Here is a 14762-nt window from a genome sequence, read left to right on the forward strand (position 1 = left end):
GGAGTGCGGGCATGGTCACAGGGTAGGGTCCTGCTGATCATCTCAGAAATTCCCTGTGGCGCCTAACCCGCTACTGTCATCACATCAACGCGACCACTCAAGCCGCCAGGCACCGACGGTACCGTGACCGCAGCTTTGGAATGAACGCTTGTCACTACGGAATGCGGCGGGTTGATCCTAAAATCGGTCGGACTCCGGCAACCAAGAGAAGTTGGCGTATGCCTGCAAATCGTGCTCGCAACCTAGTAGTGTTGGCTTCAAGAGCCAATCACGTGCGCTGGCACTGCGCACTCTCGTTCGCTGTCCTTTCCACGCTGATCCTGACCGGCTGCCCGGACCCCACCAAGAAATACACACTGGATCCGAGGGATCTGGTGAGTAACGGGCTTGGCGAGCAGTCGGCCCGCACGGCTGCACCGTTTGGGGACGACATGGTGCGCTACCTGATGGGACAGGAAAGGGACGAGGGCGATACGTTTATCCTGGGCGTGGATTTTGAACCCGGGGCCTTTGCGCCAAAAATGGAAAGCCTGCAAGACATCGAGGCCTTGCTGGTGATTATGCGAGATTTCCCGGCGCTGAAAATTGTGGTCGAGGGCCACACGGATAACGCCGGCGATGCGAAGAAGAATCGCAAGCTGTCCCAGTGGCGTGCCAACTGGGTGCGCCAGTTTCTGCTGGAGCGAGGGATCGACAGTGCGCGGGTAGAGGCCGCCGGCCTGGGGGACTCTGACCCGATCGCAGACAACGATACCCAGCGCGGCCGAGAAAAGAATCGGCGCCTGGTGGTGCGGGTAGTCGCCTTTGACGGCAAGCCCGTTAATGTGCAGATGGATGGTGTCAGGAAATAGTGTAGCTAATGTGGCTCACAGGCGATGCCGCTATCCGGCATCGCCATTTGTGCGCCTTGGCACAGGGCCAAGACCAGAGCCATCAGGCCGACTGGGCGTTATCCAGATCCAGCGCCTTCAAAATGTCTGCGGTAGGGTTCACCTGGTTCATGGTGTAAAAGTGCAGTCCCGGCGCACCGCCTTCCAGCAGGGTCTCACACAGGTCGGTGACGATCTCGAGACCGAGCTTTTTCATGTCTTCCGGGTTGCGGAAGCTCTCCATGCGATACTTCAGCCAGCGCGGAATCTCTGCGCCGCAGTTGCGAGAGAAGCGCGCCAGATTGGTGAAATTGGTGATCGGCATAATGCCCGGGTAAATCGGCGCGTCGATACCGGCTTTTTCACACTGGTCCAGAAAATAGAAATACGCATCCGGGTTGTAGAAGTATTGGGTTAGCGCGCTGTTCGCGCCCGCCTCAAACTTGCCCTTCAAAAAGCGGATATCGTCGTCGTAGCTGTCCGCCTCGGGGTGAATTTCCGGATAGGCGGCTACCTCCAGGTGGAAGTGGTCGCCGGTGTGGCGGCGGATGAACGCCACCAGCTCATTGGCGTACACCAGCTGTGCCACGGACCCCATACCGGAAGGCATATCACCGCGCAGGGCAACGATGCGGTCTACGCCTGCTTCCTTGTAGCGCTCCAGCAGACCCAGCACGATTTCTTCGTTGTCGCCACCGAACGACAGGTGCGGCGCGATGGAAATACCGTCCCTGCGCAGGCTGGTGACGATATTCGCGGTGGTGTCGCGTGTGGTGCCGCCGGCGCCGTAGGTCACCGAGAAGAACTCGGGATTAAACGCCTGCAGTTGTTCGCGGGTGTGATACAGCTTGTCCCGGCCCTCTTCGGTTTTCGGCGGGAAAAATTCAAAACTGATGCGTAACTTGCTCATTGTTCTTTTCCGTTCCCTCGGCACACAGGAACCCGGGAGCGGGCCCGGGTCCCTGTGTGGAGGTGTTTAATACTTGTAACTTTCCGGCTTGTAGGGGCCGTCCACAGAAACGCCGATGTACTTGGCCTGGTCGTCGGTCATGCGGGTAATCACACCGCCAAAGCCTTCTACCATGTACTTGGCCACTTCCTCGTCCAGATGCTTCGGCAGTACTTTTACGTACAGCGCGGAGACCTTCTGGTCCGCCGGCAGGTCGGCAAATTTCTCGTTGTACAGGTAAATCTGGGCCAGTACCTGGTTGGCGAAAGAGCCGTCCATGATGCGGCTGGGGTGGCCGGTGGCATTACCCAGGTTTACCAGGCGGCCTTCGGACAGCAGCAACAGGTGATCGTTGGTTTCGGCGTTGCGCACGACTTTGTGTACCTGCGGTTTTACTTCCTGCCACTCCCAGTTCGCGCGCATGAAGGCGGTATCGATCTCGTTGTCGAAGTGGCCGATGTTGGAAACCACGGCACCAGACTTGAGTGCTTTCAGCATGTTCGCGTCGCACACGTTGACGTTACCGGTGGTGGTGACAATTAGGTCGGTGTTGGCCAGCAGTTCCTTGTTGATGCAGGACTCGGTGCCGTCGTTCACGCCGTTGATATAGGGGGACACCAGCTCGAAACCGTCCATGCAGGCCTGCATGGCACAGATCGGATCGATTTCGGTGATCTTGACGATCATGCCTTCTTGACGCAGGGAGGCCGCAGAGCCTTTACCCACGTCGCCGTAACCGATCACCAGCGCTTTCTTGCCCGACAGCAGGTGGTCGGTACCGCGCTTGATGGCGTCGTTCAGGCTGTGGCGACAGCCATACTTGTTGTCGTTCTTGCTCTTGGTTACCGCGTCGTTCACGTTGATCGCCGGCACCTTGAGGGTACCCGCTTTCAGCATGTCCTGCAGGCGGTGCACACCGGTGGTGGTTTCCTCGGAAATACCGTGGCACTTGTCCAACAACTGCGGGTACTTGCGGTGCAGCAGTTCGGTGAGGTCGCCGCCGTCGTCGAGGATCATGTTCGGCTGCCAGCCGGCTACATCCGCACCGATGGTGCGCTCGAGGCACCACTCGTACTCTTCCTCGGTCTCGCCTTTCCAGGCAAATACCGGGATACCGCGGGCGGCGATGGCTGCGGCGGCGTGGTCCTGGGTCGAGAAAATGTTACAGGAAGACCAGCGTACTTCTGCACCCAGAGCCACCAGGGTTTCGATCAGTACTGCGGTCTGGATGGTCATGTGGATACAGCCCATGATACGGGCGCCCGCCAGCGGCTGTTCCGCGCGGTATTTTTCCCGCAGGGTAATCAGTGCGGGCATTTCGCCTTCCGCAATTTCAATTTCCATGCGGCCCCAATCGGCGAGGGAAATGTCGGCTACTTTGAAGTCTTTAAATTCGGTGCTCATCTGGTTCATTACCTAAATCTCAAATGGTGGATGCGCTGCGCTTATCCACCCTACAATTTTTCATTCGTCCCCGTAGGGTGGATAAGCGCAGCGCATCCACCGTCCGGTGTGAAAATTAGATACCTGCCTGTGCGCGCAGGGTTTCCGCCTTGTCGGTTTTTTCCCACGGGAAGGCGGTGAAGGTCTCGGCCTGCTCTTTGCCGTTGCTGTCGATCCACTTGTAGGTGTGCTCGAACGGCTCGCGACCGAAGTGGCCGTAAGCGGCGGTCAGCTGGTACATGGGGTGCAGCAGGTCCAGCGCCTTGGAAATGGCGTAGGGACGCAGGTCGAAGTTCTCGCGTACCAGCTCGATCAGTTTCTCATCGCTGACTTTGCCGGTGCCGAAGGTATTGATGGAAACGGAGGTCGGCTCGGCGACACCGATGGCGTAGGAGACCTGGATTTCACAGCGGTTGGCGAGGCCAGCGGCCACAATGTTCTTGGCCACGTAACGACCGGCATAGGCGGCAGAGCGGTCGACCTTGGACGGGTCCTTACCGGAGAAGGCGCCACCGCCGTGACGGGCGGAACCGCCGTAGGTGTCGACGATGATCTTGCGTCCGGTGAGGCCACAGTCTCCCACGGGGCCGCCGATGACAAACTTGCCGGTGGGGTTGATGTGGAACTTGGTGTTCTCGTGCAGCAGTTCGGCGGGCAGTACGTGGTGCACGATCAGTTCCAGTACCGCGTCGCGCAGGTCTTCCTGGCTCACTTCGGGATTGTGCTGGGTGGAAAGTACAACCGCGTCGATTGCGCAGGGCTTGCCATTTTCGTCGTAGCGGAAGGTCACCTGGCTTTTCGCGTCCGGGCGCAGCCACGGCAGCAGGCCGGACTTGCGCGCTTCGGCCTGGCGTTCGACCAAACGGTGGGCGTAGTAGACCGGGGAGGGCATGAAGGTGGGGGTTTCGTCGGTGGCGTAGCCGAACATCAGGCCCTGGTCACCCGCGCCCTGGTCTTCCGGTTTAACGCGGTCCACGCCCTGGGCGATATCTACGGACTGTTTGCCAATGACGTTGATCACACCACAGGTTTCGCCGTCGTAGCCGACGTCGGAGGAGGTGTAGCCGATGTCGGTGATGACCTTACGCACCAGGTCTTCGAGGTCAACCCAGGCAGAGGTGCTGATTTCACCGGCGATGACCGCGATACCGGTTTTCACCAGTGTCTCGCAGGCAACACGCGCGTTCTTGTCACGCGCCAGCAGGGCGTCCAGAACCGCATCGGAAATCTGGTCGGCAATTTTATCCGGATGTCCTTCGGATACGGACTCCGAAGTAAAAATACTGTATTCACTCATTGTGAGGTTCTCCTTGTCTTCCGCTGGCGGCGGATCGCGTAAATCTTGTCTTGTACTCCGTAGCTTATTGGTTCGGAGCACTGTTTTTGGTGACCTGGCGCCCCGAGCTATAACAGAACTCGAAAGGCTACGAAGCTCAAAGCTTCAAAAACTCCTGAATCTGAATCTGAAACCCATTGCGCAGAGCACTGTGCACACTACGGCCCTTGCTTAGACCTGCGTCTGCAGCCCACTCAACAAGCTGCTGCGGCGCAAACCCCAGCCATAAATCCCCACAGGCATCCCGCGCCCAATCCTGACCGTGGTCGTGCAGCTCGGTAATCAACAGCTGCCCACCGGGCTTCAGGGATTTTTGTAAATCATGAAAAATCTGTGCGGGCTCCGGCGTGTGGTGCAGCACCATGTTCACCACAATGCAGTCCGCACTCTCCGGGCGCGATGCCGCCGCGCGGGTGTCGTCGCAGACGAACTCAATATTCTGCAGGCCCTTGTCATCGGCAAAAGCCTGGGCTCGTTCCAGCATCGTCTCCGACAGATCCAGAGCGGTCACCGTGCCGAAGCGGTTCGCCAGCTCCTCAAGGAACTCCCCCTCACCGGGGCCAACCTCCAAAGCGTGACGCCCCGGTTTCAGTAGCTGTGCTACTTGCGGGCCGTAGACGCTATAACTGGCGATCAACTCCTGCTGTTCGCGAAAGCGGTTGCCATAGTCGGCAAAAAAGCGGCGTGAGGCCTCGGCCCGTTCCGCGGCAATCTGTGCCACGGTGGCGGCGCGGCTGTCGCTCAGCGGCAGCTGGTCCAGACCCGCAAACAGCTGCTGCAAAAGTTCGTTGCCAGCAGTGCGGCGGTAAAACAGGTTGTTGCCCTCGCGGCGTTTGCTCACCAGTCCCGCCTGGGCCAGGACCTTGAGGTGATGCGAGAGCGCCGGCTGGCGCAGGTCGAAGATGCGACACAGCTCCAGCACGCTGTAAGAGTCCTGGCTGAGCAGGCGCAGAATCTCCAGACGCAATGGGTCCCCGGCGGCCTTTAAGGTCGCCGCCAGTTGCGGAATCTGGGCGCTGGCGTGTGTTTCTCGCTCGGCACCGGTGCCGCTGCTGGGACTACTGGACGTAAGCATGGCGCGAAGTCTAGCAGTGCCCCTCATCTATATCAAAGTATTTTGATGCAGGTGTATCGAAAAATGTTGATGCAGGTGCAGCCAATCCAGCGAGGAATCTGCGGCGAGCAGCAGGATTGCGATTTGTTAGGAAAATGTTGCTGCGTTCAGGAAAGAATTGGACCCGCAGGCTTTGCGCCCGGCGGGGGTTTACGGGAAAATACGGCCCCCGATTTGCCAGTCACCGACAACCACTGGCAGCGCGGAATCGCGGCAAGCTGGCCGTCAGAGCCGGGCCCGCAGCGCATCTGATGAACCGAAGATCCAAACCGAGAGATCCCTATGTCTTCTACTCCGTCTCGCACAGAAAAGGCCAATGCCATCCGCGCCCTGTCCATGGATGCGGTCCAGAAAGCCAAGAGTGGCCACCCCGGCGCCCCTATGGGTATGGCAGATATCGCCGAAGTGCTGTGGAACGACTATCTGAAACACAACCCGGCCAACCCCGAGTGGGCAGACCGCGACCGCTTCGTGCTGTCCAATGGCCACGGTTCCATGCTGCTGTATTCCCTGCTGCACCTGTCCGGCTATGACCTGTCCATCCACGAGCTGCAGAATTTCCGTCAACTGCATTCCAAGACCCCGGGCCACCCCGAGTACGGTTATGCGCCGGGCGTAGAGACCACCACCGGCCCGCTGGGCCAGGGCATTACCAATGCCGTGGGTATGGCGCTGGCGGAAAAGGTCATGGCGGCCCAGTTCAATCGCGTCGGTTACGAACTGGTTGACCACCACACCTACTGCTTCCTCGGCGACGGCTGCCTGATGGAAGGTATCTCCCACGAAGCCTGCTCCCTCGCCGGTACCCTGGGTTTGGGCAAGCTGATTGCGTTCTACGACGACAACGGCATTTCCATCGACGGTGAAGTAGAAGGCTGGTTCACCGACGACACGCCCAAGCGCTTTGAATCCTACGGCTGGCACGTGATCCCGAACGTGGACGGCCACGATCCGGCGGCGATCAAGGCCGCCATCGAAGAAGCCCGCGCAGAAACCAGCAAGCCCACCATCATCTGCTGCAAGACCGTGATCGGCTTCGGTTCCCCCAACAAGCAGGGCCGCGAAGAGTGCCACGGTGCCCCGCTGGGCGACGAAGAGATCGCGCTGGTGCGTGAAACCCTCGGCTGGAAGCACGAGCCTTTCGTCATTCCCGAAGACCTCTACCACGCCTGGGACGGCCGCGGCAAAGGCGGCGAGCAGGAAGATGAGTGGAACGATATCTTCGAAGACTATAAGGAAGCTCATCCGGAACTGGCGGCAGAATTCGTACGCCGCATGAAAGGCGAGCTGCCCGCAGACTTCCTCGCCAAGGCCGACGAGTACATCAAGCAGTGCCAGGCCGACGCCGAGAAAATCGCCTCGCGTAAGGCCAGCCAGAACAGCCTTAATGCCTATGGCCCGCTGCTGCCGGAATTCCTCGGCGGATCGGCCGACCTAGCCGGCTCCAACCTCACCATCTGGTCCGGCTCCAAGGGCGTGAGCGCCAGCGACGCCAGTGGTAACTACCTTTACTACGGCGTACGCGAATTCGGCATGAGCGCCATCATGAACGGCATCGCCCTGCACGGCGGCTTCGTCCCCTACGGCGCCACCTTCCTGATGTTTATGGAATACGCCCGCAACGCCGTGCGTATGGCCGCGCTGATGAAGCAGAAGGTCATCTTCGTTTACACCCACGACTCCATCGGTCTGGGCGAAGACGGCCCCACCCACCAGCCGGTCGAACAGCTCACCGCCCTGCGCGCTACACCAAACCTGCAGACCTGGCGCCCCTGTGATGCCACCGAATCTGCCGTGAGCTGGAAAATGGCCGTGGCCCGCAAAGACGGCCCCAGCGCCCTCATCTTCAGCCGCCAGGGCCTCGCCCCGCAGCCGCGCACCGACGAGCAGCTTGCAGCCATCGAAAAAGGCGGCTACATCCTGCGCGATTGCGACGGTGAACCGGAAGCGATCATCATCGCCACCGGCTCCGAAGTCGAACTCGCCACTGCCGCCGCCGAACAACTGTCCGGCCGCAAAGTACGCGTCGTCTCCATGCCCTGTGCCGAAGCCTTCTCCGCCCAGTCCGCCGACTACCGCGAATCCGTACTGCCGTCTTCCGTACGTGCCCGCGTAGCCGTAGAAGCTGGCCACAAGGACTACTGGTATAAGTTCGTCGGCTTCGACGGCGCCATCGTCGGCATGGACACCTTCGGTGAATCCGCACCGGCTGGTGACCTGATGAAGCACTTCGGCATCACTGCCGAGAAAGTTGCGGAAGCGGTTGAAGGACTGCTGAAGTAAGAAGCTCTGGCTGCAGGTGCTCCTAACGGAGCATCGTGGCCGGAATCTAAGGGCAGGTGCGGGGCAAGGGTTTTCGGAAGTGTCGCAAACAGGATGTTTGCGCCACAGCGCCCAGGGATGGGTTCACAGCGGTTCCGAAAACCCTTGCCCCGGGCCTGACCGCCACCGCGCTGGAGCAGAGCAAATACCGACGGCGGTGGATTTAGCCCGAGGTAATAATGCCCACGCCAATAAAACTCGCTATAAACGGTTACGGCCGAATCGGGCGCTCAGTATTAAGAGCCCTGTACGAATCCAACCTGCGCGATCAACTGCAGATCGTCGCCATCAATGAGCTGGCCGACTGCGCCACCATCGCCCACCTGACTAAATACGATTCCGTCCACGGCCGCTTCCACGGCACCGTCGCTGTGCATGACCAAATGCTGCACATCAACGACGACAAAATCGCCGTTACCCATCACGAACAACTCGAAGATCTCGATTGGACCGATCCCCAAGTCGACATCGTGCTTGAATGCACCGGTAGTTTCACCGAGCGTGAGCGCGCCGCATTGCACTTAAAGGCGGGTGCTGAAAAGGTTATTTTCTCGCAGCCCGCCCAGAGTGACGTCGACGCCACCATTGTCTACGGCGTGAACGACACCGCATTGACCGGCAATGAAAAAATTATTTCCGCCGCCTCCTGTACCACCAACTGCAGCGTGCCCGTAATCGCCGCACTGGAAAAGGCCTTCGGAATCGAATCCGGCGTGATCACCACCATCCACTCCGCGATGAACGACCAGCCGGTGAATGATGCCTACCATCACACCGACCTGCGTAAAACCCGCTCCGCAATGAACTCCATCATCCCGGTCGACACCGGCCTCGCCCGCGGTATCGAGCGGATACTCCCGGACATGGCCGGAAAATTTGAAGCGCAAGCCATGCGCGTGCCCACCGTAAATGTTTCCGCGATCGACCTCTCGGTACAGCTGAAAAAAAATGTCACCCAGGCCGAAGTGAACTCGGTACTGAAAAGAGCGGCGGAAACGCGCTTTCAGGGCGTGCTGGGTTACACCGAAGAGCCTCTGGCCTCCTGCGATTACAACCACGACCCCCGCTCCGGCATCGTCGATGCCAGCCAGACCCGTGTTGCCGGAGGCAAGCTGGTGAAAGTGCTTATCTGGTTTGATAACGAATGGGGCTTTGCCAGTCGAATGCTGGATTTAACGGCGCGACTGTCAAAATTGTGATCACACTTTTAATAGTGCAAACGTTGGACCTCTTAATGGGCGGATAGAACTTTTAACTTTAAGTGAGGCGCCTAGCACGTTATATTCAGTCTATATCGGTCAAAATCTTTCAAGCTTGATCGCGATAATGTTCGGTCATAATAACTCAATAATAGGGGGCGGAGATGCCAAGGGTCTTGGGTGTATTTCGATTTGTGTTGCTTGCAAGTTTATTCTCGCTGGCTGCCTGCGGTGGCGGCGGTGGCGGCGGTGGTGGAAGTAATGATGCGCCACCGCCTGTGGAGAAAAAAGATCAGGCTGAGCTGAGTTTTGCGCAAGCCGAGGCCGAGTATTATTTGCACAGTGACGTACAGGAAAACGAGTTGTCTGGCGGTTCTGGTTCCGGAGCAGTCACATATAGCTCGAGCGACTCCGATATTGTCACTGTAGATGTGGACTCTGGCACCATCGAATTATTGTCCGTGGGCAGCGCGACGATTACTGCATCCAAGGCAGGTGATTCAGAGTATAAGCCGGCTAGCGCGACCTATCTGGTTACAATTCTCGAGGCCGACACGCAAGCACCGCTGAGGTTTGATTCGGCAGCGCTCGAAGTTGATTACAGCCTGATGGATACGGTAATTAATCCGCTAAGTGGTGGTTCCGGAGACGGAGCGCTGATGTTCAGCTCTAGCGATGACACCGTGGCTACCGTTGACGAGGCTTCGGGTGAAGTTACCTTGCTAACGATGGGGACTGCGACGATCCACGTCACCAAAGCTGCCTCAGGAAGTTACGCAGAAGCGAGCGCCGAGTACCAGCTGACCGTAGTGGGGCCTCCGACTGCATTGCTCGCGGAGCTTGGTAAAACTGGTTCACAACTGGCCTTGAACGGCAATTTCTCGCCGACCGATTTTTATCGCTACACCAATGAAGATTGCGATATCGAGAATTACGCAGTGTGCAGCCAAGGTGCGCTGACCGTAGTGTCGACCGAGGATCAGTTGCCGGTGGAAGACGATTATGTTGCAGTGGGGCTTCCTGCCTATGTGGTATTGGAGCGTGCAGGGCAGCAAAGTTCACCAGTGAAAGTAGAAGCCCAGCGCCCCCCATTTGTGCGCCGAATGGGTCAAGCGATGGTGAGTTTCAAAGGAAAAATATTTGTTATCGCTGGGCAGGACAATAGCGCCGGGGAGTCGGGCGACGATACCTACTGGTATAACGATATCTGGTCCACCGAGGACGGTATTAACTGGGTCCAGGAAGTGGAAGAGGCAGAGTTTTCGGCCCGTGCTTTCCATGAGGTAGTCGAATTTCAAAACTCCCTCTATTTGATCAGTGGTGAAGAGGGGATTGGCACAGGCGGCGCCTCGCAGGTCCAGCGGGACGTTTGGAAATCTGACGATGGAGTAACCTGGCAGCGTCTGGCTGAGATGACTCCTTTTATGGGGCAGGGCCAGAGCATCGTTTTTGATGGCAAAATATGGGTGATTGGAGATAGCGCCTTCTCGGGTGAATCCAAAATTTATTCCTCGACGGATGGGCTGAACTGGGATCTCGAATTGGCAGATTCGCCCTTTGGTTCACGCCAAGATATGGCCGTGTACAGTTGGGCCGGGAAGCTATTCGTAGCCGGCGGTATGGGCCCGACGGGGTCTGATGAACTACTCAGCGATGTCTGGTCCAGTCCGGATGGAAGAGTTTGGACAAAAGAAACCGATGACGGTGGTTATATGGCCCGGGTGGGAATGACCGTGACCGCATTCGGTGGCGAGTTGCTGATGATTGGCGGGCACTCTTTTCCAAATAGTTATAACTCCGTTTATAGTTCAAGTGATGGCGTGTCTTGGACTCTATCTGTCTCCGATGCGTTAACGCGCATGAACCAGACGCACTCGCTCACGCAGCACATGGATAAGCTCTGGGTGTACACCGGCTTGGGCAATGACTATTTTTGGTTTACCGAAGATGGGCAACAGTGGCAAACAGCAGTAAGCCTGCCTCTGGAGTGGCAAGCTCCTCCTGAGGGGTGAGCTGCTACAGTCTTGGAGAGCGATCTCCAGGTTAATGTTGAAGAAAAAGCGCGGCTTGGCCGTGCTTTTTACTTTCTGAAGTAACTCTGTAAAGGGCAAGCGGGCTACAGAAGTGCATATAATCGTGCTGACCCATGAGCGAGAGCTCGCACGGCCAACCAACACCGGGCAGCTTGCGCTCACCGAAGCCACCACCGCTGTTGTTCAGAGAATCGTGTGGCAGCGCACTGACCCAGATCCAGGCTTGTTGTCCATCGTAAGCAGGCCTGACGTCGGCCTGGTGTATCCGGTTAGCGAGGTGCCCACGGAAAAATCTGTAGCACAACCCCTCTCCGTTGAAGCCTGCAATACCTTTATTGTGCTGGATGCCACCTGGCAGGAGGCGCGCAAGATGTACAACCGCAGTGCCTACCTGCATGGCGTAGCGCGGGTTTCCGTGGATGCTGTCCGGCCTTCCCGTTACGCACTACGCAGAAACCAGAAGCAGGGTGGCTTGTGTACTGCGGAATGTGTTGTGGAAATCCTGCGACGGAAAGGTCGGGACCTTCTGGCCGCCGATCTTGAATCACGATTTTTACAATTCAATACTCAGAACGAACGCCCAATCTAAATTTGCCTTCCTGCTCATAAGCAGGTCACGCTGATACTGCGTTTGTGGCGCGCGCAGTGTGAAGGCCGCGGGTCATCGGAAACTGTATGCCGTGATGCAATCCGCTATCGGCATTCCACACGGCGCGTGAGCTATCCCTGTCAACCATTGTCAGCGGCGCGAGTCACTCGCAGGAAGCCTATTAAATAGATTAAGCGCCAATCGCTCTGTACTTGGGACAAATGTATGGTTTTCGGCCGGCTTTTCCCATAACCTCGACGGCTCTTCCATCGCCGGGTTACGGGCTCTGTCATGAGCAACAACAATAACTCCCAGCGTTACCGGGCCTTCATTAGTTACAGTCACACCAACGAGCAGGCGGCCAAATGGCTACAGCGTGCGTTGGAATCCTATCGCCTGCCCAAACACTTGGTAGGGCGGCAAACCGCCGCCGGGGTGCTGGAACCCCGGATTGGAAAGGTTTTTCGCGACCGAACCGATCTTTCGCTGGCGCCGGATCTTACCGAGGAATTGCGGGACCGCCTTGCCGCAAGCGACTACCTCATCGTTATTTGCTCACCTGATGCTGCCAAATCACGCTGGGTAAATGAAGAGATACAGCAGTTTATCCGCATGCGCGCGCCCAACAGGGTGCTCGCCCTGATCGCCGATGGCGAGCCCTTTGCCTCGTTCGCGGGGCACCCAGAACGGGAATGCCTGCCCCCCGCCCTGCGTTTCCAGCAGAACCCGGATGGCTCACTGTCCGAACGTGCCGCCGAGCCTCTTGCCTCCGACATGCGCGCAAAGGGCGACGGCCCCCGCATGGCCCTGTTAAAAATTCTGGCATCGATTCTCGACCTTGGCCTAGATGAGCTGGTGCGCCGCGACCATCAGCGCCGTATGCGAGTGCAGCAGCTGATCTCTGCCACCGCGCTGGTTGCGGTGACCATTTTCGCCGGCCTGAGTTACCTGGCTATATCTGCGCGCAATGTGGCGGAAGAGCGCCGGCTGGCAGCGGAAGACCTGGTCAACTTTATGCTGACGGACTTGCGTCAGCGGTTGGAGCCCATCGGGCGGCTGGATGCGCTGGATCTTGTTGGTGAAAAAGTGCTCGACTTTTACTCCCAGCAAAAAACGACGGTGTTGAATGCCGATGCACTGGGCAGGCAGGCCTCCGCCATGCATCTACTGGGCGAAATTCGTGATCTGGCCGGCGATACGGATGCAGCGATTGCGCTCTTTTCACACGCCGCGCAGACCACCGAGGAGCTGCTGGCGCGGGAGCCAGACAATGCACAGCGCGTCTTTGATCATGCGCAGAGCACTTTCTGGGTCGGCTACCCAGACTATCAGCGTGGAGAATACCAGCGCGCACAATACTGGTTCGATCAGTATCTGAGGCTCTCGCGCAGATTGGTTGAACTGGAGCCGGAAAAGAGCCGCTCGCAGACCGAGCTGTTTTACGCGCTGAATACCCAGGCGGTACTCAAATATGCTGATCAACAGTATGCGGAAAGCCTGGCATTGTTTGAGGAGGCTGGGGGCATTCTGCAAGCACTGCCGGCCAATGCAGAGAACCGGGAAGCGCTGATCAATAACACGGCATGGATAGCTTCGGTACATTTCATGCGCGGGGACTTTGATGCGGCGATCGCAGCGCGGCTGCACCAGCTGAGCCTGATTGAACAATGGAGAAAGGAAGAGCCGGACCGGTCGAACCTCACCGACTACACGATGACAGCCGAGCATGAATTGATCCGTCTTTTCCAGGTTAATGGAGATCGCGCGCGCCTGGAGGAAACTATTCATTCGGGTTTGCAAACCGCAGAAAAACTGATTCGCCAGGACCCGCAGAATCTGGATTACCGGTTGCGGGCTTACCAGTTTTACCTCACAGCAGCATTGAGCGGGTATGGTAAAAGCGCGGGGCCCGAGTCCTTGCTGATAGATATTCGCAAGCTCGCCGCCGAGCTGCCAGAAAACCTGGATGCACAGATTTCACGCTGGACCGCTGAGCTGGGGCTGCATCTCAAAATGAGCGAGCCAAAAGGCTCGCTGGAGCTGCTTTCTGCTGCACAGGCTTTTGGACGTTGGGCATCAGAAATGAGTGCACCCGGTCAGCAAAAAAAAATCCAGCATCTGGCCATGCTCGCAGACCTGGTTTTAGCGCTTGACCCCGCGCTGGCGGAGCCAGAGCGCCAACAGCATGTGCGCAGCAGCAAAAATATTCTCGGTGCCAGCACAAATCAATTGAAGTATGCCGTCCATTGTAATGAATCACATCTGGACCCGTTGCTCAGTACTGACTTGACTGACACGGATCCGCTGATGTCGGTAGTCAGGCGCTGTTTTGGTCTGCAATACACCCGGTAGTTGTTCTGCCACATTAACGAGCATGATGTATCAAGGAGAGATTCATGAGTAGCGATAATAAATTTCGTATAAATATCTGCAGTGCACCTGATGGTCACGATGGGTGTGATGTGATCTTTGAGGAAGACCCCAACGAGAAGGATCATCCGGCTTCGATCAATGAAGACGGCACTATAACTATCAGCAAGGATAAAGGCACCTCGGTGAAAATCGCGTTTCGCCTGCAGTCAGGTGTCTACGACGGCTATGTGTTCAATCAGCAGACCTCGTTTTCTGCCTCTAAAGCTGAGACCGGGGAAGTCGGAAAGTTTGCCTGTGAACTCGGCGACTCTGATGATCCTGAACTTTCCGCGACCAAGGTGAAGGACAGTGCACGTACCCTGGTGGTTACCGATAAAAATGATGATGGCAGTGACTGGCAGTACACGCTCACGATTTACAAGGACAATGCGACGGTAATTCTGGATCCAATGATCAAAAACCGCACCATGGCCTGATCGCGAGCGTTTCGGCCACGTGACATCGGTTGCGAGCCGGTGTCACGCTGCCCGGGCCC

The 14762-nt window shown here is 57.6% G+C and carries 11 protein-coding genes; 7 read left to right on the forward strand and 4 right to left on the reverse strand.

Annotated elements, in window-relative coordinates; translation table 11 throughout:
• The first annotated feature begins 248 nt into the window (after nucleotides 1-248).
• On the forward strand, nucleotides 249-851 hold the full coding sequence (locus AU182_RS03845) for an OmpA family protein (RefSeq protein ID WP_227718109.1): 603 nt from the start codon (nucleotides 249-251) through the stop codon (nucleotides 849-851).
• Between the two features lie 82 nt (nucleotides 852-933).
• On the opposite strand, the gene metF is transcribed toward AU182_RS03845, so the two are convergent.
• The 4 genes from metF to AU182_RS03865 all read right to left on the reverse strand — a co-directional run bounded on the left by metF (nucleotide 934) and on the right by AU182_RS03865 (nucleotide 5672).
• A complete protein-coding gene (metF, locus tag AU182_RS03850) occupies nucleotides 934-1779 on the reverse strand; it encodes a methylenetetrahydrofolate reductase [NAD(P)H] (protein WP_066960858.1) in 846 nt (281 codons plus the stop codon).
• A gap of 66 nt (nucleotides 1780-1845) precedes the next feature.
• Nucleotides 1846-3231 (reverse strand): adenosylhomocysteinase, encoded by a 1386-nt coding sequence (gene ahcY / locus AU182_RS03855; protein ID WP_153039105.1) that lies wholly within the window; start codon nucleotides 3229-3231, stop codon nucleotides 1846-1848.
• A 106-nt stretch (nucleotides 3232-3337) separates the two neighbouring features.
• Nucleotides 3338-4558, reverse strand: a complete 1221-nt coding sequence (metK, locus tag AU182_RS03860; RefSeq protein ID WP_066960862.1) for a methionine adenosyltransferase — start codon at nucleotides 4556-4558, stop codon at nucleotides 3338-3340.
• A 136-nt stretch (nucleotides 4559-4694) separates the two neighbouring features.
• Nucleotides 4695-5672 (reverse strand): metalloregulator ArsR/SmtB family transcription factor, encoded by a 978-nt coding sequence (locus AU182_RS03865; protein ID WP_066960865.1) that lies wholly within the window; start codon nucleotides 5670-5672, stop codon nucleotides 4695-4697.
• 321 nt (nucleotides 5673-5993) lie between these two features.
• Here AU182_RS03865 and tkt point away from each other — a divergent pair, with 321 nt between their 5' ends.
• From tkt to AU182_RS03895, 6 genes are all read left to right on the forward strand, one after another.
• Nucleotides 5994-7994 carry a transketolase gene (gene tkt, locus AU182_RS03870; protein ID WP_066960868.1) on the forward strand — a complete coding sequence of 667 codons (2001 nt, stop codon included), beginning with the start codon at nucleotides 5994-5996 and terminating at the stop codon, nucleotides 7992-7994.
• A 218-nt stretch (nucleotides 7995-8212) separates the two neighbouring features.
• A complete protein-coding gene (gene gap / locus AU182_RS03875; protein ID WP_066960871.1) occupies nucleotides 8213-9232 on the forward strand; it encodes a type I glyceraldehyde-3-phosphate dehydrogenase in 1020 nt (339 codons plus the stop codon).
• Nucleotides 9233-9408: 176 nt separating this feature from the next.
• A complete protein-coding gene (locus AU182_RS03880; RefSeq protein ID WP_193754285.1) occupies nucleotides 9409-11244 on the forward strand; it encodes an Ig-like domain-containing protein in 1836 nt (611 codons plus the stop codon).
• Between the two features lie 112 nt (nucleotides 11245-11356).
• Complete coding sequence (locus AU182_RS03885) at nucleotides 11357-11854, forward strand: DTW domain-containing protein (RefSeq protein ID WP_066960876.1); 498 nt, start codon at nucleotides 11357-11359, stop codon at nucleotides 11852-11854.
• Nucleotides 11855-12145: 291 nt separating this feature from the next.
• Nucleotides 12146-14206 (forward strand): toll/interleukin-1 receptor domain-containing protein, encoded by a 2061-nt coding sequence (locus AU182_RS03890; protein ID WP_066960879.1) that lies wholly within the window; start codon nucleotides 12146-12148, stop codon nucleotides 14204-14206.
• Nucleotides 14207-14250: 44 nt separating this feature from the next.
• Entirely contained in the window at nucleotides 14251-14703 is a 453-nt protein-coding gene (locus tag AU182_RS03895) for a hypothetical protein (protein WP_066960883.1), read from the forward strand.
• Nucleotides 14704-14762 lie beyond the last annotated feature (59 nt).

This window comes from Microbulbifer sp. Q7 (assembly GCF_001639145.1).
GTDB lineage: Bacteria > Pseudomonadota > Gammaproteobacteria > Pseudomonadales > Cellvibrionaceae > Microbulbifer.